This window comes from Pantoea sp. SGAir0184, from assembly GCF_043544755.1.
Genome location: NZ_CP028050.1, coordinates 2,270,007 through 2,295,171, shown reverse-complemented (window position 1 = coordinate 2,295,171; position 25,165 = coordinate 2,270,007). Strand labels below are relative to the sequence as shown.

23 protein-coding genes are annotated in these 25,165 nt (G+C 58.7%); 12 read left to right on the top strand and 11 right to left on the bottom strand.

What is annotated here, in order from left to right; translation table 11 throughout:
• The first annotated feature begins 151 nt into the window (after positions 1-151).
• On the top strand, positions 152-1,717 hold the full coding sequence (gene tyrR / locus C1N60_RS10755; protein WP_021506133.1) for a transcriptional regulator TyrR: 1,566 nt from the start codon (positions 152-154) through the stop codon (positions 1,715-1,717).
• Positions 1,718-1,775: 58 nt separating this feature from the next.
• Here the strand turns inward: tyrR and tpx are convergent, their stop codons facing one another.
• The gene (gene tpx / locus C1N60_RS10750; protein WP_058780606.1) at positions 1,776-2,279 is read right to left on the bottom strand and encodes a thiol peroxidase; all 504 of its coding nucleotides are present in this window, start codon (positions 2,277-2,279) and stop codon (positions 1,776-1,778) included.
• Positions 2,280-2,430: 151 nt separating this feature from the next.
• On the opposite strand from tpx, the gene ycjG reads away from it, so the two are divergent.
• On the top strand, positions 2,431-3,417 hold the full coding sequence (gene ycjG / locus C1N60_RS10745; RefSeq protein ID WP_394520826.1) for an L-Ala-D/L-Glu epimerase: 987 nt from the start codon (positions 2,431-2,433) through the stop codon (positions 3,415-3,417).
• Here the strand turns inward: ycjG and mpaA are convergent.
• The gene (gene mpaA / locus C1N60_RS10740; RefSeq protein WP_104186717.1) at positions 3,386-4,099 is read right to left on the bottom strand and encodes a murein tripeptide amidase MpaA; all 714 of its coding nucleotides are present in this window, start codon (positions 4,097-4,099) and stop codon (positions 3,386-3,388) included. The two genes, ycjG and mpaA, sit on opposite strands and share 32 nt — an antisense overlap.
• Positions 4,100-4,287: 188 nt before the next feature.
• Between mpaA and C1N60_RS10735 the strand changes: the two genes are divergently transcribed.
• The 3 genes from C1N60_RS10735 (at position 4,288) to C1N60_RS10725 (ending at position 7,473) form a co-directional block, all read left to right on the top strand.
• Complete coding sequence (locus C1N60_RS10735) at positions 4,288-5,907, top strand: peptide ABC transporter substrate-binding protein (RefSeq protein ID WP_394520825.1); 1,620 nt, start codon at positions 4,288-4,290, stop codon at positions 5,905-5,907.
• A gap of 128 nt (positions 5,908-6,035) precedes the next feature.
• Positions 6,036-7,019, top strand: coding sequence for a zinc transporter ZntB (zntB, locus tag C1N60_RS10730; protein WP_021506128.1), 984 nt, complete (start codon positions 6,036-6,038; stop codon positions 7,017-7,019).
• A 307-nt stretch (positions 7,020-7,326) separates the two neighbouring features.
• Positions 7,327-7,473 (top strand): hypothetical protein, encoded by a 147-nt coding sequence (locus tag C1N60_RS10725; RefSeq protein WP_021506127.1) that lies wholly within the window; start codon positions 7,327-7,329, stop codon positions 7,471-7,473.
• A gap of 53 nt (positions 7,474-7,526) precedes the next feature.
• Here C1N60_RS10725 and ttcA read toward each other — a convergent pair whose 3' ends face one another.
• The gene (ttcA, locus tag C1N60_RS10720) at positions 7,527-8,462 is read right to left on the bottom strand and encodes a tRNA 2-thiocytidine(32) synthetase TtcA (RefSeq protein WP_394520824.1); all 936 of its coding nucleotides are present in this window, start codon (positions 8,460-8,462) and stop codon (positions 7,527-7,529) included.
• Positions 8,463-8,787: 325 nt separating this feature from the next.
• Between ttcA and iraP the strand changes: the two genes are divergently transcribed.
• Positions 8,788-9,153: an anti-adapter protein IraP gene (gene iraP / locus C1N60_RS10715; RefSeq protein WP_058774721.1), complete on the top strand. Its 366-nt coding sequence runs from the start codon at positions 8,788-8,790 to the stop codon at positions 9,151-9,153.
• A 146-nt stretch (positions 9,154-9,299) separates the two neighbouring features.
• A complete protein-coding gene (locus C1N60_RS10710) occupies positions 9,300-9,500 on the top strand; it encodes a DUF2767 family protein (protein ID WP_010618426.1) in 201 nt (66 codons plus the stop codon).
• Positions 9,501-9,577: 77 nt separating this feature from the next.
• Here the strand turns inward: C1N60_RS10710 and C1N60_RS10705 are convergent, their stop codons facing one another.
• Entirely contained in the window at positions 9,578-10,234 is a 657-nt protein-coding gene (locus tag C1N60_RS10705; RefSeq protein ID WP_021506125.1) for an MgtC/SapB family protein, read from the bottom strand.
• Positions 10,235-10,423: 189 nt separating this feature from the next.
• Here C1N60_RS10705 and C1N60_RS10700 point away from each other — a divergent pair, with 189 nt between their 5' ends.
• Complete coding sequence (locus C1N60_RS10700; protein ID WP_021506124.1) at positions 10,424-10,696, top strand: putative hemolysin; 273 nt, start codon at positions 10,424-10,426, stop codon at positions 10,694-10,696.
• A gap of 15 nt (positions 10,697-10,711) precedes the next feature.
• On the opposite strand, the gene C1N60_RS10695 is transcribed toward C1N60_RS10700, so the two are convergent.
• Positions 10,712-11,704 (bottom strand): 2-hydroxyacid dehydrogenase, encoded by a 993-nt coding sequence (locus tag C1N60_RS10695; RefSeq protein WP_088515817.1) that lies wholly within the window; start codon positions 11,702-11,704, stop codon positions 10,712-10,714.
• A gap of 165 nt (positions 11,705-11,869) precedes the next feature.
• On the opposite strand from C1N60_RS10695, the gene C1N60_RS10690 reads away from it, so the two are divergent.
• The 3 genes from C1N60_RS10690 to C1N60_RS10680 are packed head-to-tail and all read left to right on the top strand — an operon-like array spanning position 11,870 to position 15,005.
• Positions 11,870-14,488 carry a YdbH family protein gene (locus C1N60_RS10690; protein WP_394520823.1) on the top strand — a complete coding sequence of 873 codons (2,619 nt, stop codon included), beginning with the start codon at positions 11,870-11,872 and terminating at the stop codon, positions 14,486-14,488.
• Positions 14,485-14,673, top strand: a complete 189-nt coding sequence (locus C1N60_RS10685) for a YnbE family lipoprotein (RefSeq protein ID WP_010618431.1) — start codon at positions 14,485-14,487, stop codon at positions 14,671-14,673. Before C1N60_RS10690 ends, C1N60_RS10685 begins: the two co-directional genes overlap by 4 nt.
• 11 nt (positions 14,674-14,684) lie before the next feature.
• Positions 14,685-15,005 (top strand): YdbL family protein, encoded by a 321-nt coding sequence (locus C1N60_RS10680; RefSeq protein WP_021506121.1) that lies wholly within the window; start codon positions 14,685-14,687, stop codon positions 15,003-15,005.
• A 78-nt stretch (positions 15,006-15,083) separates the two neighbouring features.
• Here C1N60_RS10680 and azoR read toward each other — a convergent pair whose 3' ends face one another.
• Complete coding sequence (gene azoR, locus C1N60_RS10675) at positions 15,084-15,683, bottom strand: FMN-dependent NADH-azoreductase (RefSeq protein WP_021506120.1); 600 nt, start codon at positions 15,681-15,683, stop codon at positions 15,084-15,086.
• A gap of 254 nt (positions 15,684-15,937) precedes the next feature.
• Between azoR and hrpA the strand changes: the two genes are divergently transcribed.
• On the top strand, positions 15,938-19,834 hold the full coding sequence (gene hrpA, locus C1N60_RS10670; RefSeq protein ID WP_394520822.1) for an ATP-dependent RNA helicase HrpA: 3,897 nt from the start codon (positions 15,938-15,940) through the stop codon (positions 19,832-19,834).
• 1 nt (position 19,835) lies between these two features.
• Here hrpA and C1N60_RS10665 read toward each other — a convergent pair whose 3' ends face one another.
• The 5 genes from C1N60_RS10665 to rstA form a co-directional block, all read right to left on the bottom strand.
• Positions 19,836-20,642 carry a trypsin-like serine peptidase gene (locus C1N60_RS10665; RefSeq protein ID WP_394520821.1) on the bottom strand — a complete coding sequence of 269 codons (807 nt, stop codon included), beginning with the start codon at positions 20,640-20,642 and terminating at the stop codon, positions 19,836-19,838.
• Positions 20,643-20,920: 278 nt separating this feature from the next.
• Positions 20,921-21,394, bottom strand: a complete 474-nt coding sequence (gene asr / locus C1N60_RS10660) for an acid resistance repetitive basic protein Asr (protein ID WP_394520820.1) — start codon at positions 21,392-21,394, stop codon at positions 20,921-20,923.
• 203 nt (positions 21,395-21,597) lie between these two features.
• A complete protein-coding gene (locus C1N60_RS10655; RefSeq protein WP_394520819.1) occupies positions 21,598-23,085 on the bottom strand; it encodes a carboxypeptidase M32 in 1,488 nt (495 codons plus the stop codon).
• A gap of 12 nt (positions 23,086-23,097) precedes the next feature.
• Positions 23,098-24,408 (bottom strand): two-component system sensor histidine kinase RstB, encoded by a 1,311-nt coding sequence (rstB, locus tag C1N60_RS10650; protein WP_021506114.1) that lies wholly within the window; start codon positions 24,406-24,408, stop codon positions 23,098-23,100.
• Positions 24,408-25,130 (bottom strand): two-component system response regulator RstA, encoded by a 723-nt coding sequence (gene rstA, locus C1N60_RS10645; RefSeq protein ID WP_021506113.1) that lies wholly within the window; start codon positions 25,128-25,130, stop codon positions 24,408-24,410. Before rstA ends, rstB begins: the two co-directional genes overlap by 1 nt.
• Positions 25,131-25,165: the final 35 nt, after the last annotated feature.

The window sequence follows — 25,165 nt, the reverse complement described above, 5'->3', positions numbered from 1 at the left end:
GCGATTTCTGGCGGGATTATTGTTGGTTGTTCCGCTACACTTCTCTTCGTCACCTGCCTCAGAGTGTCAACTTTTCATGACAGAACCCTTCTGAGGCGCTACAAGTTAGCGTATTATCTCTAAAATCAAAACCTGACTAAGGCTCATCGCAATGCGTTTGGAAGTTTTCTGCCAGGACCGTATCGGTCTGGCGCGCGAGCTACTCGACCTGCTGGTTGCCCGTAATATTGACCTGCGCGGCATTGAAATTGCCTCGCTGGGCCGCATCTACCTCAACTTTTCTGCGCTGGAATTTGACGCATTCAGCAACCTGATGGCGGAGATTCGCCGTACACCGGGCGTGACAGACGTTCGCACCGTGTCTTTCATGCCGTCTGAACGTGAACATCGCGCGCTGAGCGCGCTGCTGGTGGCGATGCCCGAGCCGGTGTTCTCCCTCGACCTGAAAGGTAAAGTCGAACTGGCGAATCCGGCGGCGCAGAACCTGTTTAACCTTGACGAACAGAAGATTCGTAACCAGAACGCCGGCACGCTGATTGCCGGCTTTAATTTCCAGCGCTGGCTGGAGAGTGAACGTGTTGACGCGCAGGCGCAGCATGTGGTCATCCAGGGGCGTGATTTCCTCATGGAAGCGCGCCCGATCTATCTGGCGCAGGAAGATGAGCAGAACGACCAGCCGGTAGGCGCGATGATCACCCTGAAATCCACTGCACGCATGGGGCGGCAGTTGCAGAACCTCAGCGTCACCGATGACTCCGAATTTGATCACATCGTGGCGGTAACGCCGAAAATGCGTCAGGTGATCGACCAGGCGCGCAAGCTGGCGATGCACGATGCGCCGCTGCTGATTGTCGGCGACACCGGCACCGGTAAAGATATGCTGGCGCGCGCCTGCCATCTGCGCAGCGCACGCGGTAAAAAACCGTTCCTGGCGCTCAACTGCGGCTCGATCCCGGATGACGTCGCTGAGAGCGAGCTGTTTGGTCACGCGGCGGGCGCCTATCCCAACGCGCTGGAAGGGAAGAAGGGCTTCTTTGAGCAGGCAAACGGCGGCTCAGTGCTGCTGGATGAAATCGGCGAGATGTCGCCGCGCATGCAGACCAAACTGCTGCGCTTCCTGAACGATGGCACCTTCCGCCGCGTCGGCGAGGATCATGAAGTGCATGTGGATGTGCGCGTGATCTGCGCCACGCAAAAGAACCTGATTGAGCTGGTGCAGCGCGGCGAGTTCCGCGAAGACCTGTTCTATCGTCTGAACGTGCTGACGCTGAATCTGCCGCCGCTGCGCGAACGTCCGCTGGATATTCTGCCGCTCACCGAAATGTTTGTGGCGCGCTTCGCCGATGAGCAGGGACTGCCGCGCCCGCGTTTGTCACCGCAGCTGACGCCGTTCCTGACGCGCTATAACTGGCCGGGCAACGTGCGCCAGTTGAAAAATGCGCTGTATCGCGCGCTCACGCAGCTGGAAGGTTATGAACTGCGTCCGCAGGATATCGTGCTGCCGGAGCAGGCGCTGGATGTGTCGCTGGGCGAAGAGGCAATGGAAGGGTCGCTGGATGAAATTACCAGCCGTTTTGAGCGTTCAGTGCTGACTCGTCTCTATCTGTCGTATCCCAGCACGCGTAAACTGGCGAAACGCCTTGGGGTGTCACACACCGCGATCGCCAACAAGCTGCGCGAATATGGCCTCGGTCAGAAACGCAGCGAAGGCGAATAATCCGCGTTCTGCATCAACAAGCCGTCTGTGACAGACGGCTTTTTTATCAGCAATAGCCTTACTTCAGCGCTGCCAGTGCCGCTTCATAGTTCGGCTCTTCGGTGATTTCATTCACCAGCTCGCTGTACAGCACCTTATCGTTCTCATCCAGCACCACCACCGCGCGGGCGGTCAGGCCTTTCAGCGGGCCATCGGCGATGGCGACGCCGTAATTTTCAATAAATTCTGCACCGCGCAGCGTAGACAGCGTCACTACGTTGTTGACGTTCTCGGCGCCGCAGAAGCGCGACTGCGCAAACGGCAGATCGGCAGAGATGCACAGCACCACGGTGTTGTCAGCTTCGCCAGAACGCTCGTTGAATTTGCGCACCGACGCGGCGCACACGCCGGTATCAATGCTTGGGAAAATGTTCAGAACTTTGCGTTTGCCTGCATACTGAGAAAGGGACACATCACTGAGATCTTTCGCTACCAGGTTGAACGGTTTTGCCTGCTCGCCAGCCTGCGGGAAGTGGCCGGCAACCGGCACCGGATTGCCCTGAAAGTGAACATTCTGCGACATACAATTTCCTTTTAACGATGAAAAATCTGGCGTTAACCCCACCAGAACAGGTATAGCGTTTGTTTATGACATAAATTTTAAGGGTTTACGAGCCTAATTCAACGTGGAGCTGCACCAGCACGTTATGACGTCATGGATTTGAGGAGTCAGTATGAGAACAGTGAAAAGTTATCCGGAAGCCTGGCCGCTGCACTCGCCGTTTGTGATTTCGCGCGGCAGCCGCACCGAGGCGCACGTGGTGGTGGTGGAGATTGAGCAGGATGGCCTCAAAGGGATTGGCGAGGCCACGCCCTATGCGCGCTATGGCGAAAGTGAGGCTTCGGTGCTGCAGCAGATTGCTTCACAGCTCGGTGCGTTACAAAACGGCATGACGCGGGCGGCGCTGCAACAGGCGTTGCCGGCCGGTGCCGCGCGCAACGCGATTGATTGCGCGCTGTGGGATCTGGAGCGCCAGCAGCAGCGCACCAGCCTGGCGGCGCTGTGTGAGGCGGTGCCGGCACAGGAGATCGTCACGGCGCATACCGTCAGCATCGATACGCCAGAAGCGATGGCCAGCAGCGCGCTGGCGCTGTGGCAGCACGGCGCGCGCCTGCTGAAAATTAAGCTGGATAACCATCTGATCAGCGAACGGCTGGTGGCGATCCGCAGTGCGGTGCCGGACGCCACGCTGATCGTCGATGCCAATGAATCCTGGCAGGCAGAAGGGCTGGCGGCGCGCTGCCAGCTGCTGGCGGATTTGCAGGTGGCGATGCTGGAGCAGCCGCTGCCTGCCGCGCAGGATGCGGCGCTGGCCCATTTTATCCATCCGCTACCGATCTGTGCGGATGAGAGCTGCCACACGCGCGACAGTCTGGCAGCCCTGCACGGGCGCTATGACATGGTGAATATCAAACTGGATAAAACCGGTGGGCTGACCGAAGCGCTGGCGCTGGCCACGGCCGCGCGCGCGCAGGGATTTGCCATCATGCTGGGCTGTATGTTGTGTACCTCGCGCGCCATTCGCGCCGCGCTACCGTTAACGCCGCAGGCTACGTTTGCTGACCTCGACGGTCCGACGTGGCTGGCGGCCGATGTGGAACCGTCGCTGCAATTCTCGCACGGCGTGCTTAAGACGACGGCTGCCAGCGCAGCAGGTTGATCATCGCATCGAGATACACCTCGGTGGCTTCGTCCACCGAGGTGGCGGGCATTTCGGCGGTGATGCAGGGCAGACTGAGATCGGCGCACCAGCTGCCAAACGAGCCCGGTGTGGCGTAGCCGACGCTGCTCACCACCGGCAGACCGGTTTGTTCCGCCAGCCAGCTGGCCAGCTGGCTGTGGTGCGGATCGTCAATACAGGCCAGCGGTTCGTGCCAGGAGACGACCCAGCGCGGCCGGATACGATGAATCAGCTGGCACAGTGCGGCGGTTTCCGGCTCTGACGCCGGCGCGTTTCCGGTTGAGAGCAGCACATCGCGCGCGTCGGCCACGCTGTTCCAGCGATAGACGGTATCGCCCGCTTGCCAGTTGGCGGCAGGGAAGTTGCGGTTGAGATCAACACCGTTGACATTGGCGCGCAGCCCGAGCTGGCAGCCGTCCGGATTGACCGCCAGAATCACATGATGACGCCGCAGCGTGTCCGGCAGCGTGCGCATGGCGGCAGAGAGCGTGGCCACCGCCGCGTTTTCATCGCCGTGGGTGCCGGCGATAATCAGTCCGCTGTCCTCGTCGGCCGCCGGTGCTGGAAACCACAGCAGCGGCGCACCCAGCACCGATTGTCCATACTGTTGCCAGACGGCGTCCAGCTTACCGCGCAGCGGGCGCGGGTGGTGTGTCGACATAACCTTCCTCTCTGTCATGCATCGCGTTCAGCCGCAAAAATTGTGAGCTGCCATCCAGCCTCAACATAACGGTAAACAGCAGACGGGGAAATAGCTATTTATCAATCAGCGATTTGCGATAAAGTGCGAAAAGTTGCTGGCGACGCATTGGTTTGGCCGTCGCCCTTTTTTCGGGTCAAGGAGTCGTGATGAAACTAACTTTCCGCACCACGCTGGCCGCGCTCATCATCAGCAGCGCTCTCTCATCCGCCTATGCCGCCAGTGTGCCTGCCGGGGCGCAACTGGCCAGCAGCCAGGAAATCGTGCGCCATATCAAAGATGAACCGGCCTCGCTTGATCCGCTCAAAGCGGTCGGTCTGCCGGAGATTCAGGTGCTACGCGATCTGTTTGAAGGGCTGACTAACCAGGACGCGCAGGGCAAAATCGTGCCGGGCGTTGCGCAGAGCTGGAGCAGCAACGACAACAAAACCTGGCTGTTTACGCTGCGCAAAGACGCACGCTGGTCTAATGGCCAGCCGGTGACCGCACAGGATTTTGTCTATAGCTGGCAACGTCTGGTCGATCCTAAAAACAGTTCGCCTTTCGCCTGGTTTGCTGCGCTGAGCGGCATTGATAATGCTGAAGCCATCACCAAAGGGCAGATGAGCCCGGACAATCTGGGCGTCGTGGCTACCGATGAAACGCACCTCAAGGTGACATTGTCACGTCCGCTACCGTGGTTCCCCAGCATGGTGGCTAACGTGGCCATGTTCCCGGTGCCGCAAAAGGTCATCGCGCAAAACGGCGATGGCTGGACTGCGCCGGGTAAACTGGTGGGCAACGGCGCTTATCAATTGCAGGAGCGTGTGGTTAACGAAAAGATTGTGCTGGTGCGCAACCCGCACTACTGGGATAACGCCCATTCGGTGCTGACTAAAGTGACCTTCATTCCCATCAATGAAGAATCCAGCGCCACCAAGCGTTACCGCGCCGGGGATATCGATATCACGGAATCCTTCCCGAAAAATATGTACGGCCTGCTAAAAAAAGAGCTGCCGGGGCAGGTGTATACGCCGGATCAGCTTGGCACCTACTATTACGCGTTTAATACGCAGAAAGGGCCGACGGCGGATGTGCGGGTGCGTAAGGCGCTGTCATGGAGCATTGACCGCCGCATCATCGCGGAAAAAGTGCTGGGCACCGGCGAGAAACCGGCATGGCACTTCACACCGGACGTCACCGCCGGCTTCACGCCGCAGCAGAGCTATCTGCAGCAGCACAGCCAGCAGGAACTGAATGCGCAGGCCAAAGCCCTGCTGACCGCCGCCGGTTACGGCCCGGCTAAACCGCTGCACCTGACGCTGCTGTATAACACCTCTGAAAGTCACCAGAAAATTGCGATTGCGGTGGCCTCGATGTGGAAAAAGAATCTCGGCGTTGACGTGACATTGCAGAACCAGGAGTGGAAAACCTATATCGACAGCCGCAACAGCGGTAATTTCGATGTGATTCGCGCTTCGTGGGTGGGCGATTACAATGAGCCGTCGACCTTCCTCAGCCTGCTGACCGCCAGCCACAGCGGCAATATTTCCCGCTTCAGTAACGCGGAATATGATGCGGTGCTCAGTAAAGCCAGCAATGAAACCAGCGTGGCGGCGCGCAATGCCGATTACAACAAAGCCGAGCAGATCATCGCTGACCAGGCGCCGATTGCGCCGATCTACCAGTACACCAACGGGCGGCTGATCAAGCCATGGGTTAAGGGCTATCCCATCACCAATCCGGAAGACGTTGCCTACAGCCGGGAATTGTGGATTGAGAAGCACTGACGCTGAACCGCCACGGAGGGCGGTGAACGATCCGGTTGCGCTGTCATTTTTACTCACACCCTGGTAATTGCAACTGTCCCGCGCCGCGCTAGACTGTATCGTATTGTTTTTGCTAGTGAGGCGAGTACGTGAACGTCATTGAAGGAAAAGCGCTGCAGGTGTCGGATGCGATTGTCGCCTGCCAGTTCGACGGCAAGGGTGGCGTTATCGCCATTGAAGATAAAGATGTCATCAACTGCGAGCGTCACTGCTGGCTGCACCTGAACTATACCCAGCGGCAAAGCGCCGACTGGTTGCAGCACACGCCGCTGATCCCCGATGCGGTGCGGGATGCGCTGGCCGGTGACAGCATGCGACCGCGCGTGACGCGCCTCGGTGACGGCTTTATGATCGTGCTGCGCAGCGTGAATCATAATGCCGATTCGCGCCCGGACCAGCTGGTGGCGATGCGCGTATTTATCAATGACAAGCTGATTGTTTCTACCCGCCGTCGCAAAGTTTATGCCATCGATGAAGTGCTGACCGATCTGCAAAACGGCAACGGGCCGGTGGACGGCGGCAGCTGGCTGGTGGACGTCTGCGATGCGCTCACCGATCACGCCAGCGAATTTATTGAAGAGATGCACGATAAAATTATCGCGCTGGAAGATGCGCTGATGGACCAGCAGGTCCCGGCGCGCGGTGAGCTGGCGCTGCTGCGTAAACAGCTGATCGTGATGCGCCGCTATATGGCGCCGCAGCGTGATGTCTATGCGCGGCTGGCAAGCGAGAAACTGCCGTGGATGAGCGATGACGATCGCCGCCGCATGCAGGATGTTGCGGACCGGCTGGGGCGCGGGCTGGATGACCTCAATGCGGGCGTGGCGCGTACCGGTATTCTGGCGGATGAAGTGGCCTCGCTGCTGGCGGAATCCATGAACCGGCGCACTTACACCATGTCGCTGATGGCGATGATTTTCCTGCCTGCCACGTTTCTCACCGGGCTGTTTGGCGTCAATCTCGGTGGCATTCCCGGTGGCAGCTGGCCGCACGGCTTTACCATGTTCTGCGGGTTGTTACTGGTGATGGTGCTGGGGGTCGCGCTGTGGCTGAAACGCCGCAACTGGCTGTGATGTTACTACTGGGTTATCTGCAGGTCATGAACGGGTAATTGTGGCGGTGCAGGGGAGAAAAGCGGAAAAAACCTGATCGACATCAATAAGCGCATAGCCCAACCGGGGCAAACTCTCTCCCGCAGGTGAATGCAACGTCAAGCGATGGGCGTTGCGCTCCATATTGTCTTACTTCCTTTTTTTGAATTACTGCATAGCACATTTGATTCGTACGACGCCGGCTTATCCGCCGGCTTTTTTTTGCCGTTTGGCTTGCTGCCGCATCCTTTCCTATGCTTAACAGACATTCAGCGAACAGGAGAACGGCATGCGCATGATTCACGCCAGCGAACCTATCCCGACCGATCCGCCACCGATTCCCGAACCCGTGCCGCAACCGCAGCCGATTCCCGAGCCTGAGCCGCCGCACGATCCTGAATTTCCGCCGATTAGCGATCCTCCGCCGCACCGCTAATAAAAAAGGCGCGTTGCCGGAGCGACGCGCCTCTATGCTGCAAAGTCACCGCGTTATTTAATTTCCAGCACGTCGAGGCGAGCGCTCAGGTCCGGCTGATCATCCTCGTCAGCCTGCCAGCCGACCGGCTGCACTGGCAGCGATTCGCGATCGAAACCAATGTCCCCGCCGTCAACCACCGCATCACCATGCTTAATGCCTTTAAAATCAAACAGATTAATATCAGCCATATGTGATGGCACGATGTTCTGCATGGCGCTGAACATGGTTTCAATGCGGCCCGGATAGCGCTTGTCCCAGTCACGCAGCATATCAGCAACCACCTGGCGCTGCAGGTTCGGCTGTGAACCACACAGATTGCACGGAATGATAGGGTACTGGCGCGCTTCGGCAAACCGTACGATATCTTTTTCGCGGCAGTAGGCCAGCGGGCGAATCACGATATGTTTACCGTCGTCGCTCATCAGTTTTGGCGGCATGCCTTTCATTTTGCCGCCGTAAAACATGTTGAGGAACAGCGTCTGCAGGATGTCATCGCGGTGGTGACCTAAGGCAATCTTGGTGCAGCCCAGTTCAGTGGCGGTACGGTAAAGAATACCGCGACGCAGGCGCGAACAGAGCGAGCAGGTGGTTTTGCCTTCCGGTATCTTCTCTTTAACGATGGAATAAGTGTCTTCGTTGACGATCTGATACTCCACGCCCAGCGTGTCGAGGTAAGCCGGCAGCACGTGTGCCGGGAATCCCGGCTGTTTCTGGTCAAGATTCACCGCCACCAGCGAAAAATTGACCGGCGCGCTCTGCTGCAGGTTACGCAGAATTTCCAGCATGGTGTAGCTGTCTTTACCGCCGGACAGGCACACCATGATGCGATCGCCTTCCTCAATCATGTTGAAATCCGCAATCGCTTCACCGACGTTACGGCGCAGGCGCTTCTGCAGTTTGTTCAGGTTGTACTGCTCTTTTTTATTAACTTCTTGATGTTCAGACATGAATTTCGGTCTCGGTGATCGCTGGTCAGCTGCGGATGTCGCGTTGATGCGGCCCTGCTCAGGCCTGCATTAACCGTGTCCGCGCACGCTGCGGGTCGCTGCGCTGGCCTTTATGGGTGCCGGCTGACCGCAGTCAGCAGGAAAAGTCTGTGGCGTATGGTACGGATTACAGCGCCAAATTCCAGCACGATTTATGGGTTTGCCGGTGATGCGCTCTGTGCGCCGCGCGATCGCGTTCAGAGACCTGTTGCGCTATTCACAATTTTTAGTTTGTCGCGGATTTTGCAAGCGGTACACTGCCTGCTTCCCCAGGGAGGAATAAGCGATGAAAAATGTTGTGTTAAGCATGCTGGCGAAGATTTCACAAATTGATGCCACCACCAAGCAGTTGACCGCGCGCGTTGAGGCTCAGTCGCTGCTGATCGGTGCGCTGGTACTGGCCGTCAGTAAGAAAGGCGGCGTCACTGAAGTTATTGAAAGCGCCAACAAAGCCATCAACATGGTAATTGAGTCAACCGAGGCTGACGATATGCTGAAGTCGGACGCCGCTATTCTGCTGAGCGAGTTTCAGGATCTGTTGACGATTTCGCGTGCGGTTGACAGCGCCGATGATGTCATCAACCAGCAGGCGCTGGAAGGTATTACCGGTGTGAGCAGCGCCAGCGATGACGACAAAAAGGATCCGTCCTAATCGCGCAGCGCCGCAGTCGGCTACCATTGCGCACATTTTGCCAGCGGTAACTGCATATTTATTGATCTGGGTAAAGATTTCTTCTCACTGCGCTGACAGGATGTATTCAGCGCTTTTTTTAGTTTTTAAAGGTGAGGAGAGGAGCAATGCAAACGTACGATATGGTGTTTGAGGAGGCGTGCCGGCTGGTGGGGCAATGCTATCTGGAACTGGCGCAGCGCGGTGCCGCTACCGAAAAAGAGGTGCTGGCCAGCGAGTTGCGTAACCTGCAACTGCGCTATCGGGAATTAACCGGCGCGCCCAATCGCGCCGTTGAAATGGCGATTGGACAACTCAAACCCTGCTAAACCAGCCGCCCGGCCTTCAGCGCCGGGCTTTTTATCTTCCCTCCACGGCAGCGATTAACCTGCTAGCGCCAGCGCAGTCAAACCATTTCCAGCGACTGCACGCCTTTGATTTCCATCACTTTGTCATAAATGCTGTGCATAGGAAATCTGCGTGACAATGTCACCTCAACGCTCAGCTCGCACAGGCCGCTCTCTTCGTTACGATTGACCACAGCGATGTGGCCATAGCGCAAATTTTCGCGCTGCAGTACCAGCAACACCAGCGGTACGCTTTTGGCTTTGAGATGGACGATAAGGGTGTGATGGCGGCCAATCAGCCAGTGGCTGATACGGCGGAATGTTTCCAGTACCACCAGCGCAAGCACCGTGCCGTAAATACCGATTTCATACATGCCGCTACCGATCACCAGGCCAATCGCGGCGGTCACCCACAGGCCGGCGGCGGTCGTCAGGCCTTTCACAATCTGCTTTTGTATGATGATGGTGCCAGCGCCAAGGAAGCCCATGCCGCTGACCACCTGCGCCGCAATACGGCTGGGATCCAGCGCCACATGGTCGTTAGTCAGCATATCGGCAAAGCCATATTTTGACACCAGCATGAACATGGCGCTGCCAATACCGACCAGAATGTGGGTGCGCAGGCCCGCTTCCTTAGCGCGCATCTGGCGCTCCAGGCCAATCAGTCCGCCCAGTATTCCGGCTAACGCGATGCGGATGAGCATGTCGGCTAACATCCTTCCTCCTTATTGATTGATGCTTTGTATGAACAGGCAGAGAAAAGAGGGATAACGCTGCAATCAGGATAATTCTGCTTGCCAACGACGATATTAAATTTTGTAAAAAGCTGTGTCGCCTATCGATCGCGCACCGCTGCTGACATATGCTGGTGCGACTTTTCCGCTCACACTCCCGGAGCCCGACCGATGAAAGCCGCAACTTTACTGCTGGCCGGCGCAGCGCTGTTACTCTCTGCCTGCAGCAGCAACAGCGACAATGAACCGCCGCAACAGGCCACCGCCGCGCACGTGCAGCCGCACGTTGTGATGTCGTCCATGGCAGAAGCCAACTGCAACAGCGCAGGCGGCACGCTGGCGTTCTCGCGTCAGTTAGACGGATCACGCATCGGGATGTGTCAGCTGGCAAATGGTCGGCGCTGCGACGAACAGGCGCTGATCGGCGGTGCCTGCGCCCGCTAACGCAGGCGCAGAACGTTACGCCTTAACCTGATTTGAACAGGTTTCCCCGCGCGCCAGCTGCTGTAAATTGCTGAGCGTGGTTTCTGAAATCGCCGTCAGCGCTTCGGCGGTGAGAAAGGCCTGATGGCCGGTAAACAACACGTTGTGACAGGCCGACAGGCGGCGGAATACGTCGTCCTGAATCACGTCATTCGACTTGTCTTCAAAGAACAGGTCGCGTTCGTTCTCATACACATCCATGCCGAGCGAGCCGATTTTCTGCTGTTTCAGCGCCTCAATCGCCGCCTGTGAATCAATCAGCCCACCGCGGCTGGTATTGATAATCATCACCCCATCTTTCATCTGGCTGAACGCCTGTGCGTTGAGCAGATGATGGTTTTCCGGCGTCAGCGGACAGTGCAGGGTGATGACATCGGACTCCGCCAGCAGCGTTTTCAAATCAACATATTCCGCCCCGAGCGCCAGCGCGGCGTCACTGGGGTACGGATCGTACGCCAGCAGACGCATGCCAAAACCTTTCAGGATGCGCATTGTCGCCACACCAATCTTGCCGGTGCCGACCACGCCAGCGGTTTTGTTATGCATGTTGAAACCGGTCAGGCCGTCCAGCGAGAAGTTGGCATCGCGCGTGCGCTGGTAAGCGCGGTGAATGCGGCGGTTAAGCGTCATCATCAGGCCTACCGCGTGTTCCGCCACCGCTTCCGGCGAATAGGCGGGCACGCGTACCACCTGCAGTCCCAGCGCGGCGGCTGCGTCGAGGTCGACGTTATTGAAACCGGCACAGCGCAGCGCGATATATTTCACGCCCAGCGCCGCTAGCTCCGCCAGCACCGCTTTGCTCCCGTCATCGTTAACGAAGATACAGACCGCATCACAGCCAGCGGCGTTTTTCGCCGTGGTTTCGCTCAGCAGGAAGTCAAAAAACTGCAGCTCAAATCCGTAGCCTTCGTTAACGTGCTCGAGGTATTTCTGGTCGTAATGCTTGGTGCTGTAAACCGCAACTTTCATTGTTTCGCTCCTGAAAAATGTTACGTCGGTATCACATCAGGATAACGTTTTCCGCGTCATTTTGCTGTTCTTCAGCCAGACTAAAGCGGTAACGCCTTCATTTGCCGGGCGTAACATGCCATCATCTCTGTCAGGATTGGGTAAAGAACAGGAACGTTAACAGCCATGACGCGGGGCCTCCGTCGACTACTTGCTGCGCTACTGGCGCTGATACTGCTGCTGCTGGGATTGCTGCTGACGCTGACGCACTGGCTGCCGCGGCTGGCAGGTATCTGGCTGCCGGAAAATACCCGCGTCGAGCTACACGGCGCGCCGCACTGGCAGCAGGGCCGGCTGGTGTTTCCTGATGTGCGCTATCTGGCCGGCGACTGCCTGCTGGCGCAGGTCGCCGACGTGGGACTTGGCCGGACGCAACAGCGCTGGCAGCTTCATGCGCGCGAGGTGGCGCTCAACAGCGATTGTCTGCAGGCGCTGCCGCACAGTGCCACGCGCGATGCGCCGCGCAGCCTCGCAGAGTGGCAGCAGATGCTGCCCGGCGCGGATATCCATCTGCAACAGCTCAGTATTTTGCCATGGCAGCAATATGCCGGCCGCTTCGATCTGACCTTAGACAAAGACTTTCAGCAGCTGCGTTATCAGGGCGACAACCTGCGCGTCGCCGCACGCCTGCAGGGGCAGCAGCTGCACATTGATCAGCTGCAGCTCAGCCATCCCATACTGCCGCAACCGGTCGAACTGCATGGCAATCTGACGCTGCCGACTTTTGCCGATGGCCTGCCGGTGGCGGGTGAGCTCAGCGGTGCGCTTAACCTGACGCAGTGGCCGCAGCCGCTGGCGCTGACGCTTAACTGGCAGCAGCAGCAGGGCGAACTGGTGGTGCGCCAGCAACAGGAACCACAGCCGTTGTTGCAGCTGCCGTGGCAGGTCGATGCGCAGCAAATCCGCATCATTGCCGGTCACTGGCGCTGGCCGTTCGGGTCGCAGCCGCTGTCGGGCGGCGTGGCGCTGACGCTGGATGACTGGCAGCTGGGGCTGGAACAGACGCAGATCCGCGGCCGCTTCAATTTACTGACCGCCGGACGCGGCGGGAAAGGCAACCTGGTACTGAGCGTTGGGCCGGGCAAGCTGAGCCTGACTGACAGCGCACTGCCGTTCCAGTTAACCGGCGAAAGCAAGTTTGCCGACCTGCAGCTGTACGGCACCATCCCCGGACAATTACATGGCATGCTCAGCGATCCGCAGCTCAGCCTGCAGCCGGGCGCACTGCTGCGCCTGCGCGGACGCTTACTCTCGACGCTGGAAGTGGATGAAGCGCGCTGGCCGCTGGCCGGCGTCAGCGTCGCCTCGCGCGGCATCAACGGCCGGTTACAGGCGATTCTCAACGCGCACGACCCCAGTTTCGGCCGCTTCAGGCTGCACCTCGACGGGCGCGCCAGCGACTTCTGGCCAGACAGCGGACGCTGGAACTGGCGTTACTGGGGCGAAGGCGTGATGGCGCCGCTTAGCGCCAAATGGGATGTGAAGGGCACCGGTAGCTGGCACGACACCCTGATCAGCCTCGATACGCTGAACACCGGGTTTGATCAGCTGGCGTACGGCATGGTGCAGGTGGATAAGCCGCGCCTGACGCTGACCGCGCCGGTGCGCTGGCAGCGCGATGTGGCACAGCCGGCGTTTAACGGCGGGTTTGCGCTGCGTTTCGGCCAGACGCGCTTCAGCTACGGTGGCTGGCTGCCGCCGTCCGAACTGCGTTTCGATGCCAAAGGGCGCGATCCAGGACATTTTCTGTGGCGCGGTCAGCTCACCGCGGAAGACATCGGACCGCTGCGCGTGCATGGCCGCTGGGACGGCGAGCGGCTGCGCGGCGAAGCCTGGTGGCCGGCGCAGTCGCTCAGCGTCTTTCAGCCGCTGCTGAGCAGCGATCTGAAGATGCGTATCCAGTCTGGCGAGCTGCGCGCGCAGATGGCCTTTTCCGCCGCCGGTGGCCAGGGGTTTGAGGCGGGCGGTTTCTGGGCGGTGAAACAGGGCAGCGTATGGATGCCGGACAGTGAAATCAACGGCATCGATTTTATCCTGCCGTTCCGCCTGAAAGATCATCAGTGGCAGCTGGGGCGCCGCGGGCCGGTGTCGCTGCGCATCGCCGAAGTGAAAAACCAGTTTGCGCTGCAGAACATTACCGCGGATCTGCAGGGCCACTATCCGTGGCAGGAGCGCCAGCCGCTGACGCTCAGCAACGTCAATCTCGATCTGCTCGGCGGGCACGTCAGCATGCCAGCATTGCGTTTACCGCAGCATCAGCCGGCGCGGATTTCGCTGCGTGACATTGATCTCAGCCGGCTGGTGACGGCGCTCAAGCCGAAGCAATTTGCCATGTCCGGTAAAGTGAATGGCGAATTGCCGCTGTGGGTGAACAATCCGCACTGGCTGATTGAAAAGGGCTGGATCGCTAACAGTGGCCCGCTGACGTTCCGCATGGACAAAGACATGGCGGATGCGATTGTCAGCAATAACGTGGCCGCCGGGGCGGCGATGGACTGGCTGCGCTACATGGAGATTGCCCGTTCGTGGGCGACGCTGGATCTGGATAACTTCGGTAACCTGATTCTGCAAAGCGAGGTGAAAGGCACCAGCCAGTTCAGTAACCGCCGCCAGTCCGTCAATCTTAATTACCGTCATCAGGAAAACCTGTTCCAGCTGTGGCGCAGCCTGCGCTTTGGCGATAATTTGCAATCCTGGGTGGAGCAAAACGCCACCCTGCCATCCAACAAGGACCCGAAACCATGAGCCTGAGGGCATTACTGGTGCTGACAGCGGGACTGCCGCTGCTGGGCTGTGTGCCGCGCATCGAAGTCGCCGCACCCAAAGAGCCAATCACCATCAACATGAACGTAAAAATCGAACATGAAATCCACATCAAGGTGGATAAAGATGTCGAAGCGCTGCTGAAGAATCAGAGCGGACTGTTTTGAGGAGAGGCCCGATGAAACGCAAGGGGATAGCGCTGTTGCTGGCGTTTTTGCTGGTGCCGTCGGCCTGGGCGCTGACGCTGGATCAGGCGCGCCAGCAGGGGCGCGTGGGCGAAACGCTAAGCGGTTACATCGCCGCTCGTCAGCAGGATGACGAGACGCTGGCGCTGGTTAAGCGCATCAATGACGGCCGCAGCCAGCAGTATCAGCGCGTGGCGCAGCAGAACAATCTCACCACCGCCGAGGTGGCGCGCATCGCCGGCGAGAAGCTGGTTAACCGTGCCGGCAGCGGCGAATATGTGCGCGGGATAAATGGTCAGTGGGTGCAGAAATAACTGCTTCCACGATAGCGCAGGCATAAAAAAGCCGGGCACTCAGGCCCGGCAAGACAGATAGCATTGTTTTAATGATGATTACGCAGCAACAATCTGTTTGATGGCGTCTTTGGCATCGCTGGCGGCTTTGGTTGCCACTTCCGGACCGTAAGCAATGCCTTCGGCGAACACGAAGTCAACGTCGGTGATGCCGATGAAGCCGAGGAACAGTTTCACGTACGGGGTCAGCAGATCAGTCGGGGTGTCTTTGTGAATGCCGCCACGGCTTGAAAGGATCACCGCACGCTTGCCTTTCACCAGACCTTCCGGGCCTGCTTCGGTGTAGCGGAAGGTGACGCCGGCACGGGCAATCAGGTCAAAGTAGTTTTTCAGCTGAGTAGGAATGTTGAAGTTGTACATCGGTGCAGCGATAACCACGGTATCGTGCGCCTGCAGTTCAGCAATCAGTTCATCGGACAGGGCCAGCGCGTCCTGCTGACGTGGCGACAGCGGCGCGTCTGAAGGACGCAGGGCGCCAACCAGTTCACCGTCCAGTACCGGAATCGGCTGGGCAGCCAGATCGCGTACCGTGACTTCGTCGCCTTTGGCGCGGGCTTCATCAGCGTAGAAGTCTGCCAGCTGGTTAGACTGTGAGTAACCGGCAAGAATGCTTGATTTCAGAACTAAAACTTTGCTCATGGTATTTTCCTGTACGTTACGCGGTTGGCTTACCGCTCAATGCGTTACACTCTACGGAGTTCGTCCGGCAGGTAAAAGCGCAATATTTCGAGGCCTATGTTCGAAATTATTGAATAAGGTGGCACGTCCGGTCAGGTGAGATGTTCCAATCTGTGCTAAGATGGCGGGCATTAATCGATTGAATCCGCCGGAAAATTCTGCCCGGCGCCGAGCCGCGAATGCCGGCTCACTGCAACAACAGGTAATTCATCACTATGTCATCATCCGTTACGTCACCTCTGGCCCCACTCTGGTCGCGGCTCGATAACCTGATGCTGCGCGACCGCAAAGCGCTGCAGCGTCGTCTGCACGGTGCGGCAAAGGTGAAAAATCCCGCTGCGCAGCAGGAAATTATGGCTGAGCTGGAGCCGGTGTTTGCCGCGGCAGAACAGCGCGTGGCGCAGCGCGCCGCCGCGACGCCGCGCATTACGTTTCCGGACAATCTGCCGGTCAGCCAGAAGCAGCAGGACATCGCCGACGCGATTCGCGATCATCAGGTAGTGATTGTCGCCGGTGAGACCGGCTCAGGTAAAACCACCCAGTTGCCAAAGATCTGTCTGGCGCTCGGGCGCGGCGTGAAAGGGCTGATTGGGCATACGCAGCCGCGTCGTCTGGCGGCACGCACCGTGGCGAACCGCATTGCCGAAGAGCTGGAAACCACGCCCGGCGGCACCGTCGGTTACAAGGTGCGGTTTAACGATCAGGTCAGCGAAACCACCCAGGTCAAACTGATGACCGACGGTATTCTGCTGGCGGAAATTCAGCAGGATCGTCTGCTGCTGCAGTATGACACCATCATCATCGATGAAGCGCACGAACGCAGTCTGAACATCGATTTCCTGCTGGGTTACCTGCGCGAACTGCTGCCGCGTCGTCCCGATCTGAAAGTGATCATCACCTCCGCGACCATCGATCCGCAGCGCTTCTCGCGCCACTTCAATAATGCCCCGGTAATCGAGGTTTCGGGCCGCACATATCCGGTCGATGTACGCTATCGTCCGGTGGTAGAAGATGCCGAAGACACCGAACGCGATCAGCTGCAGGCAATTTTCGATGCGGTTGACGAACTGAGCAGCGAAGGGCGCGGCGATATCCTGATCTTCATAAGCGGTGAGCGCGAAATTCGCGATACCGCCGATGCGCTGATGAAGCGCGATTTACCGCACACCGAGATTCTGCCGCTCTATGCGCGCCTGTCCAACGCCGAACAGAACCGGGTGTTCCAGGCGCACAGCGGCCGCCGCATTGTGCTGGCGACCAACGTCGCCGAGACCTCGCTCACCGTGCCGGGCATTAAATATGTCATCGATCCGGGCACCGCGCGCATCAGCCGTTACAGCTACCGCACCAAAGTGCAGCGTCTGCCGATCGAGCCGATCTCGCAGGCGTCGGCTAACCAGCGCAAAGGGCGCTGCGGCCGCGTGTCGGAAGGGATCTGTATCCGCCTCTATTCGGAGGATGATTTCCTCAGCCGCCCGGCGTTTACTGACCCGGAAATTCTGCGTACCAACCTGGCGTCGGTGATTTTGCAGATGACGGCGCTTGGACTGGGCGACATCGCCGCATTCCCGTTCGTTGAAGCGCCGGATAAGCGCAACATTCAGGATGGCGTGCGCCTGCTGGAGGAGCTCGGCGCGATTACCCTGAGCGAGGAAGGTGCGTACAAACTGACGCCGTCCGGGCGCAGTCTGGCGCAGCTGCCGGTCGATCCGCGCCTGGCGCGCATGGTGCTGGAAGCGCAGAAATTTGGCTGCGTGCGCGAAGTGATGATTATTGCCGCTGCGCTGTCGATTCAGGATCCGCGCGAGCGTCCGGTGGAGAAACAGCAGGCATCTGACGAGAAACACCGGCGTTTTGCCGACAAAGAGTCGGACTTTCTCGCCTTTGTTAATCTGTGGAACTACCTGCAGGAACAGCAGAAAGCACTGTCCGGCAACCAGTTCCGCCGCCAGTGTAAAAGCGATTATCTCAATTACCTGCGTGTGCGCGAATGGCAGGACATCTACACCCAGCTGCGTCAGGTGGTGCGGGAACTGGGCATGCCGCTCAACAGCGAGCCGGCACCGTACCGCGAAGTGCACTGCGCGCTGCTCACCGGTTTGCTGTCACACATCGGTCAGAAAGATGCGGAAAAGCAGGAGTTTACCGGCGCACGCAACGCGCGTTTCGCTATTTTCCCCGGTTCCGGGCTGTTTAAGAAGCCGCCAAAATGGACCGTGGTGGCGGAACTGGTGGAGACCAGCCGTCTGTGGGGCCGCGTTGCGGCGCGCATCGATCCGGAGTGGATCGAACCGCTGGCCCAGCATCTGCTGAAGCGCAGCTACAGCGAACCGCACTGGGAGAAAGCGCAGGGCGCAGTCATGGCCACCGAGAAGGTCACGCTGTACGGGTTGCCGATTGTGCAGGCGCGTAAGGTCAATTACAGCCGCATCGATCCGCAGCTCAGCCGGGAGCTGTTTATTCGTCATGCGCTGGTGGAGGGCGACTGGCAGACGCGTCACGCCTTCTTCCGCAACAACCTGAAACTGCGCAGTGAAATCGAGGATCTGGAGCACAAATCGCGGCGGCGCGACATTTTAGTCGATGACGAGACGCTGTTTGCGTTTTACGATCGCCGCATTGGCAGCGAGGTGGTCTCAGCGCGGCACTTTGACAGCTGGTGGAAGCAGGCGAGTAAGGACAATCCGGACCTGCTGAGCTTTGATAAGCAGATGCTGATCAAAGACGGGGCGGAGAAGGTCAGCCAGCTGGATTACCCGAACTTCTGGCACCAGGGCAACCTGAAACTGAAGCTGAGCTACCAGTTCGAACCGGGGGCCGGTGCAGATGGCGTGACGGTGCACATCCCGCTGCCGCTGCTCAACCAGGTCGACGAAGCCGGCTTCGAGTGGCAGATCCCCGGCGTGCGCCGCGAGCTGATCATCGCACTAATTAAGTCGCTGCCCAAGCCGGTGCGACGCAACTTTGTGCCGGCACCCAACTACGCCGAAGCCTTTCTTGGCCGCGTGACGGCGCTGGAGCAGCCGCTGCTGGATGCGCTGGAGCGTGAATTCCGCCGCATGTCTGGCGTCACCATTGAGCGCGACGCCTGGCAGTGGGATCAGGTGCCCGATCACCTGAAAATGACCTTCCGCGTGGTGGATGAGCACAACCGGAAGCTGCAGGAAGGCAAAGACCTGCATCAGCTGAAGCAGGTGCTGAAAGGCAAGGTGCAGGAGACGCTGTCCAACGTGGCGGATGACGGGCTGGAACAGCGCGGGCTGCATTTGTGGAGCTTCGGCGATCTGCCGCAAAGCTACGAGCAGAAGCGCGGCAACTATCAGGTCAAAGCCTGGCCGGCGCTGGTGGATGAAAAAGACAGCGTCGCGATTCGCCTGTTTGACAGTGAACGCGAGCAGCAGAAGATGATGTGGCGCGGCCAGCGGCGGTTATTGCTGCTGAACATTCCTTCGCCGATCAAGTATCTGCACGAGAAGCTGCCAAACAAAGCCAAGCTCGGACTCTATTTCAATCCGTACGGCAAAGTGCTGGAGCTGATTGATGACTGTATCGCCTGCGGCGTGGATAAGCTGATGGCGGACGCTGGTGGGCCGGCGTGGCAGCAGAAAAACTTCGAGCAGCTGCGCGATAAAGTTCGCGCCGAACTCAACGACACGGTGGTGACCATCGCCAGCCAGGTCGAGCAGATTCTCACCAGCGTGTTCAACATCAACAAGTTCCTTAAGGGACGGGTGGACATGACGCTGGCACTGGCGCTGGCGGATATCAAAACGCAGCTGAGCGGCCTGGTGTATCGCGGTTTTGTCACCGGCAACGGCTATCAGCGGCTGGGCGACACACTGCGCTATCTGCACGGTATTGAGCGCCGGCTGGAGAAGCTGCCGGTCGATCCGCACAGCGATCGGGCGCGGATGCTGAAAGTGCAGGCGGTAGAGCAGGCGTGGCAAAGCTGGCGCAACAAGCTGCCGCCGCAGCGTCAGGACGATGAAGAGGTTCAGGCGATTCGCTGGATGCTGGAAGAGCTGCGCATCAGTTATTTTGCGCAGCAGCTGGGCACGCCGTATCCCATCTCCGACAAACGTATCCTGCAGGCGATGGAGCAGCTGGGCTGACTTATTGCGCCAGCGCTTCCAGCTTGTCTTTAAAGGATGTGACGGCAATGGCGCGGTTATCGGCGCGATAGCGATCGGCCGGGGCCGGCGCCGAGCTCTGTACCGCAATCAGCTGCCACTCGCCGTCACGCTTCAGCAGCAGCGGTGAACCGCTGTCGCCCGGCAGGGTGTCGCACTGGTGCGACAGCACGGCACGCTGCGCCCAGCCGGTGATCTGGCAATCACTGTGCGAGTAAAGCGTATCCAGATGATCAGCGGGATAACCGGCCTGCGTCACTTTACGGTCGGTGGTTTTCAGCGCGGCGGTTAAATCGCTGCGCGAACCGTCAAACAGCGGAATCGGCACGATGCCGGACGGCGGATTGTGCAGAATCACCAGGCCATAATCGTAAGGTGCAGCGTCTGGCGGTACGATCCAGCCCTCACCATCTGCCTGCAGGCGCCGCGCCAGCGAAGGCTCTACGCGCGCGTCGATATCATGAATCTCGTAGCGCCAGCCTTTGGGGCCCGCCATAAAGCGCAGCGCAACCGGCTTGTCAAATTTGCCCGGTGGCGTCAGTAAGCAGTGTCCGGCCGTCAGCGCCAGATGGGCCGAAATCAACGTGGCACTGCACAGATTGCCGCTTTCCGTCTCTAACTGACCAATGGCATCCCACGGCGCCGCACTGACGTCGGTAATGGCTTTACGATGATCTTTGCCGAAGAACAGGGTCTTAATCTCTTCCGGGCTGGGGCCGTCTTCATCATCGGCATGGGCTGTGAGGTTAAAGCTAAAAAGACCTACAAATAACAGGATAGCCAGGCGCATAGTTCTCTCAATGGCGAGAATAAATAGAGGTTATGGTCATCACGCTTGAGCGATAACTATAGTCGGTGAGCGGTAAAAAAGGGAGAAATATTGGAGTAATCAGCACGCTACAACGACTAGATAAAAAAGCTGGCCGCAATAATGCCGCACAGAATCATGACAATCAGGATAATTTCGAAGCGATAGCGACGCACCATTTTTCGCTACTCCAGTAAATAAACACCCGGCAGAACCGGGTGTTTTCAATCATTAATGCGGTGTTGGCGCGCAAGGCAACCTTATTTAGCAGCTTTTTTCACTTTGTGGTGCTTTTTAGCAGCCTGAGCTTTCTGAGCAGCAGGTTTGGTTACTTTTTTGTGGTGCTTTTTAGCCGCCTGAGCTTTCTGTGCAGCTGGCTTGGTGGCTTTGTGGTGTTTTTTAGCAGCCTGGGCTTTCTGAGCAGCTGGCTTGGTGGCTTTCTTGTGGTGCTTTTTAGCGGCCTGGGCTTTCTGAGCCGCTGGTTTGGTGGCTTTCTTGTGGTGCTTTTTAGCCGCCTGCGCTTTCTGAGCCGCTGGTGCTTTCTTCTCTACTTTCTTGTGCTTTTTGGCAGCCTGCGCTTTCTGAGCAGCGGCTTTTTTGTGGTGAACAGCTTTGTGCTTAGCCGGTGCAGCGGTAGTTGCAGCAGCAGGAGCAGCAGTTGTTGTCTCAGCAGCAAAGGCTACAGAAGACAGACCCATAGCAGCGGCGATCACCAGCGCAAATAATTTTTTCATTGCAAAACCCTCGAACTATTTTTTCATGTGTAGCCCACTGCGGGGCCGGTGAATGCACTATATGTAAAACAATTCTCGCCTTCAGTGAGGGAATGGTATCGGCGTGTAACGGATTGTACAAAGCAGGAAAACCGGTCAGGGCGGGGATGGTTGCGGACCACTCTCCGCGCAAAAAACGGCGGCCGGGCAGGCCGCCGCACGGATCAGGCAGAGAGATAACGCTGTTCCAGATGCTGACGGAAATAGTGTGGATTGAGCGCTTCGCCAGTGGCATTGATCAGCAGCTGCTGCGTCGGGAAGCGGCTGCCGTGCTGCCAGATGTTCTGCTGCAGCCAGTCAAACACCGGTTGCAGTTCGCCCTGCTGAATCAATTCGTCCACCTGCGGAATGGCGCGTTTTACCGCCTGGAACAGCTGAGCAGCGTACATCGCGCCCAGCGTGTAGGTCGGGAAGTAGCCGAAGGCGCCGTCGGTCCAGTGAATATCCTGCATACAGCCGTCGCGGTAGTTGCCGCGCGTATCGATCCCCAGCGACTGCTGCATTTTTTCATCCCACAGCGCCGGAATATCCTCGACTTCAATCTCGCCTTCAATCAGCGCCCGCTCGATTTCGTAACGTAAAATCACATGGGCCGGATAGCTCAGCTCATCGGCATCGACGCGAATAAAGCCCGGCTTCACGCGCTGGGTCAGCCGAATAAAGTTGTTGCGCTCCAGTGCCGGCTGGTCGCCCATCAGCGCCACCACCTGGGGATGAATATGCTGCAGGAAGGCGTGACTGCGCCCCAGCTGCATCTCCATAAACAGGCTCTGCGATTCATGCATCGCGGTCGAGCGCGCCAGCGCCACCGGCTGTCCGCGCCACTGCTGTGGCAGATTCTGCTCATAGCGCGCATGGCCGGTTTCGTGGATCACGCCCATCAGCGCGCTGAGAAAATCGTTTTCGTTGTAGCGTGTGGTGATACGCACATCTTCCGGTACGCCGCCGCAGAACGGGTGCGCGCTCACGTCCAGCCGGCCGTGATTAAAATCAAACCCTAATGTCGCCATCACGCTCAGGCCGAGCTGCTTTTGTGATTCGATGGCGAAGGGGCCGACCGGCTGGGCAATCGGCTTTGCCTGCTGGCGGGCTACCGCTTTTTGCAGCAGATCCGGCAGCCAGCTTTTCAGATCGCCAAAAGTACTGTCGAGCTGCGCGCTGGTCATGCCTGGCTCAAACACATCCAGCAGCGCATCGTAGCGTGATACGCCGAGCGCATCGGCGCGCAGCTGAGCCTCTTCGCGGCTCAGCTTCACCACTTCTTTCAGGTTAGCGCTGAAGCCCTGCCAGTCATTGGCCGGACGCTGACTGCGCCACGCGTGTTCACAGCGCGAGCCGGCCAGCGATTTGGCTTCCACCAGCGAGGCCGGCAGCAGCGTTGCCTGGCGCCACGCGCGCTGCATTTCGCCCAGATTGGCCTGCTCCACATCGTTCAGCGACTCCTGTCCGGCGGCGTCAAACAGCCCGCCGAGGCGCTTGTCGGTCAGCAGCTCGTGCATAAATACGCTCAGCTCCGCCATCGCTTCTCCACGCGCCTGGCTGCCGCCCGGCGGCATGGTGGTTTGCATATCCACGCCGGCAATCGCGCCCAGATGGCCAAAACGCGCCAGGCGCTGAAAGGTGCGGCTAAGTTCCTGATAAGCTGCGGTCATGTAACAAGCTCCTTATGAAGGTAAGCGCGGCGTCACGTCGCGCAAGGGGAGATCAACTGGCCAGCAGAAGCGCACGCAGGCGCCGCCCAGCGGACTGCTCTCAATCGAGACCTGGCCCTGCAGCGCCTGCGCAATAGAGTGCACAATCGCCAGACCGAGGCCGCAGCCACCGGTGGCGCGATCGCGGCTGGGATCGAGCCGTACAAAAGGCTCGAATACCCGCTGGCGTTCATCCGGCGGAATGCCCGGACCATCATCCTCAACCTGCAGATTGCCGATGGCGCCGTCAAACCACAGGCTGACACGCAGCCGCTGCTGCGCATAGCGCAGGGCGTTATTCACGAGGTTATCCAGCACCCGCTCCATCAGGCGCGTATCTGCCGCGCCAATGTTTTCCAGCTGCGGAATATCCAGCGTAATGTGCGTTTGCGGATTCATGGTCTGCACGTCAGCGATGTGCACGCGCAGCCACTGGGCCAGATCGAAAGATTGCAGATTGAGGTCAACGCGCGGCCGGTCGAGGCGCGCATAGGTCAGCAGCTCCTCAATCAGGCTCTCCAGCTGGCCGACGTCACGGTTCAGCGCCGCGGATTCTGCCGCGCTGAGGTTTTCACTCATCTCCAGCCGGTAACGCAGCCGGACCAGCGGCGTGCGCAGCTCGTGCGCGATACCGTCAATCAGCTGTTTTTTACTCGCCACCAGCGTATTGATGTTGTCCGCCATCTGGTTGAACGCCACGCCAAGGCTGTGCAGGCTGGAGGTGTTTTCAAAATGGGTGCGCACGTCAAGCTCGCCGCGACCAAAGCGCTGAGCCGCTTTCTCCAGCCGCTGCATCTCCTGCCAGTGCGGCCGCAGCCAGATAAACACCGGCAGCGCCAGCGACATGCCAATAAACGCCAGCAGGGCGATATCAAGGATGCGCATCTGGTGCAGATAAAACAGGTAAGGAATCGGTCCGACCGACAGCACATAGTGGCTGCGCGGGATGTGCTGCAGGAAGGTGTACTGATCGTCGAGGGCGACGATCTCACCTGCGCGCAGCCGCTTCATGTCGGCTTCGTCCAGCTGATATTTGCTCATCGGTTCGATGTGCAGCTCAAAGGATAAATCGAGATCGAGGTTGCGGATGGTTTTATTCCAGTCGCGCGGCGGGATCTCACGCAGTTCGCTGCGCATCAGAAACAGCGAGCTGGCCATCAGGTCGTTCATCGACTGGCGTCCGGCGCGCTCGGCGGTGAATTTGTACACCAGACCCACCAGCAGCGTCATCACCAGGAAGCAGACGAACAGCAGCAGATAGAACTGAATGAAGAGCTTTCTCATCAGGAGCGGGTATCCCAGGCCTGCGGCGCGAACAGATAGCCTTTGTTACGGATGGTTTTGATGCGGAACGGCTCGGTGGCGCTGTCGTACAGTTTCTTGCGCAGGCGTGAAATGGCGACGTCGATGCTGCGATCCATGCCGTCATAGCTCACGCCGCGCAGGGTTTTCAGCAGCGCGTCACGGTCGAGAATTTCTCCGGCGTGGCTCGCCAGCTCCCACAGCAGGTCAAAATCGGCGGTCGAAAGGGTGATGGGTTCGTCGAACAGAATCACCTGGCGGTTGAGCGCATCAATGGTGAGCGAACCGAACCGCAGCACCTTTTGCGAGCTCTGCACGGCAGGTGCGGCTTCCGGTTTGGCCACGTGCGCCTGGCGCAGATGCAGCCGCAGACGCGCCAGCAACACCGCCGGCGGCGTGGTTTTCAGAATATAGTCATTGGCGCCCATCTCCAGCGCCAGAATGTGGTTCATGTCGCTGTCGAGCGAGGTCAGCAGCACAATCGGGCCCTGCCAGTGCGCACGCAAATCGCGGCACAGCGTCATGCCATCTTTGCCTGGCAGCATGATATCCAGTAATACCAGATCCGGATCGGCGGCGAGAATGGTTGCTTCCGCGCGATCGCCGCGCGTCTCAACCAGTACCTCAATATCGTGGCGGCCAAGATAAGCCGCAATCAGTTCGCCGACTTCCGGCTCATCTTCCACATAGACAATTTTGTTCATAATGCTCTGTCATGGCTGAGAATGTCAGCAGCATA

What these genes read in the sequence shown, in the direction of transcription:
- rstB (WP_021506114.1), bottom strand. Translation starts at nt 24,408, where the DNA reads ATGAGAAAGCTCTTCATTCAGTTCTATCTGCTGCTGTTCGTCTGCTTC.
- tpx (WP_058780606.1), bottom strand. Translation starts at nt 2,279, where the DNA reads ATGTCGCAGAATGTTCACTTTCAGGGCAATCCGGTGCCGGTTGCCGGC.
- C1N60_RS10735 (WP_394520825.1), top strand. Translation starts at nt 4,288, where the DNA reads ATGAAACTAACTTTCCGCACCACGCTGGCCGCGCTCATCATCAGCAGC.
- C1N60_RS10665 (WP_394520821.1), bottom strand. Translation starts at nt 20,642, where the DNA reads ATGCGCCTGGCTATCCTGTTATTTGTAGGTCTTTTTAGCTTTAACCTC.
- C1N60_RS10710 (WP_010618426.1), top strand. Translation starts at nt 9,300, where the DNA reads ATGCAAACGTACGATATGGTGTTTGAGGAGGCGTGCCGGCTGGTGGGG.
- rstA (WP_021506113.1), bottom strand. Translation starts at nt 25,130, where the DNA reads ATGAACAAAATTGTCTATGTGGAAGATGAGCCGGAAGTCGGCGAACTG.
- tyrR (WP_021506133.1), top strand. Translation starts at nt 152, where the DNA reads ATGCGTTTGGAAGTTTTCTGCCAGGACCGTATCGGTCTGGCGCGCGAG.
- C1N60_RS10690 (WP_394520823.1), top strand. Translation starts at nt 11,870, where the DNA reads ATGACGCGGGGCCTCCGTCGACTACTTGCTGCGCTACTGGCGCTGATA.
- hrpA (WP_394520822.1), top strand. Translation starts at nt 15,938, where the DNA reads ATGTCATCATCCGTTACGTCACCTCTGGCCCCACTCTGGTCGCGGCTC.
- asr (WP_394520820.1), bottom strand. Translation starts at nt 21,394, where the DNA reads ATGAAAAAATTATTTGCGCTGGTGATCGCCGCTGCTATGGGTCTGTCT.
- C1N60_RS10705 (WP_021506125.1), bottom strand. Translation starts at nt 10,234, where the DNA reads ATGTTAGCCGACATGCTCATCCGCATCGCGTTAGCCGGAATACTGGGC.
- C1N60_RS10685 (WP_010618431.1), top strand. Translation starts at nt 14,485, where the DNA reads ATGAGCCTGAGGGCATTACTGGTGCTGACAGCGGGACTGCCGCTGCTG.
- azoR (WP_021506120.1), bottom strand. Translation starts at nt 15,683, where the DNA reads ATGAGCAAAGTTTTAGTTCTGAAATCAAGCATTCTTGCCGGTTACTCA.
- C1N60_RS10655 (WP_394520819.1), bottom strand. Translation starts at nt 23,085, where the DNA reads ATGACCGCAGCTTATCAGGAACTTAGCCGCACCTTTCAGCGCCTGGCG.
- C1N60_RS10725 (WP_021506127.1), top strand. Translation starts at nt 7,327, where the DNA reads ATGCGCATGATTCACGCCAGCGAACCTATCCCGACCGATCCGCCACCG.
- C1N60_RS10695 (WP_088515817.1), bottom strand. Translation starts at nt 11,704, where the DNA reads ATGAAAGTTGCGGTTTACAGCACCAAGCATTACGACCAGAAATACCTC.
- iraP (WP_058774721.1), top strand. Translation starts at nt 8,788, where the DNA reads ATGAAAAATGTTGTGTTAAGCATGCTGGCGAAGATTTCACAAATTGAT.
- C1N60_RS10680 (WP_021506121.1), top strand. Translation starts at nt 14,685, where the DNA reads ATGAAACGCAAGGGGATAGCGCTGTTGCTGGCGTTTTTGCTGGTGCCG.
- ycjG (WP_394520826.1), top strand. Translation starts at nt 2,431, where the DNA reads ATGAGAACAGTGAAAAGTTATCCGGAAGCCTGGCCGCTGCACTCGCCG.
- C1N60_RS10700 (WP_021506124.1), top strand. Translation starts at nt 10,424, where the DNA reads ATGAAAGCCGCAACTTTACTGCTGGCCGGCGCAGCGCTGTTACTCTCT.
- mpaA (WP_104186717.1), bottom strand. Translation starts at nt 4,099, where the DNA reads ATGTCGACACACCACCCGCGCCCGCTGCGCGGTAAGCTGGACGCCGTC.
- ttcA (WP_394520824.1), bottom strand. Translation starts at nt 8,462, where the DNA reads ATGTCTGAACATCAAGAAGTTAATAAAAAAGAGCAGTACAACCTGAAC.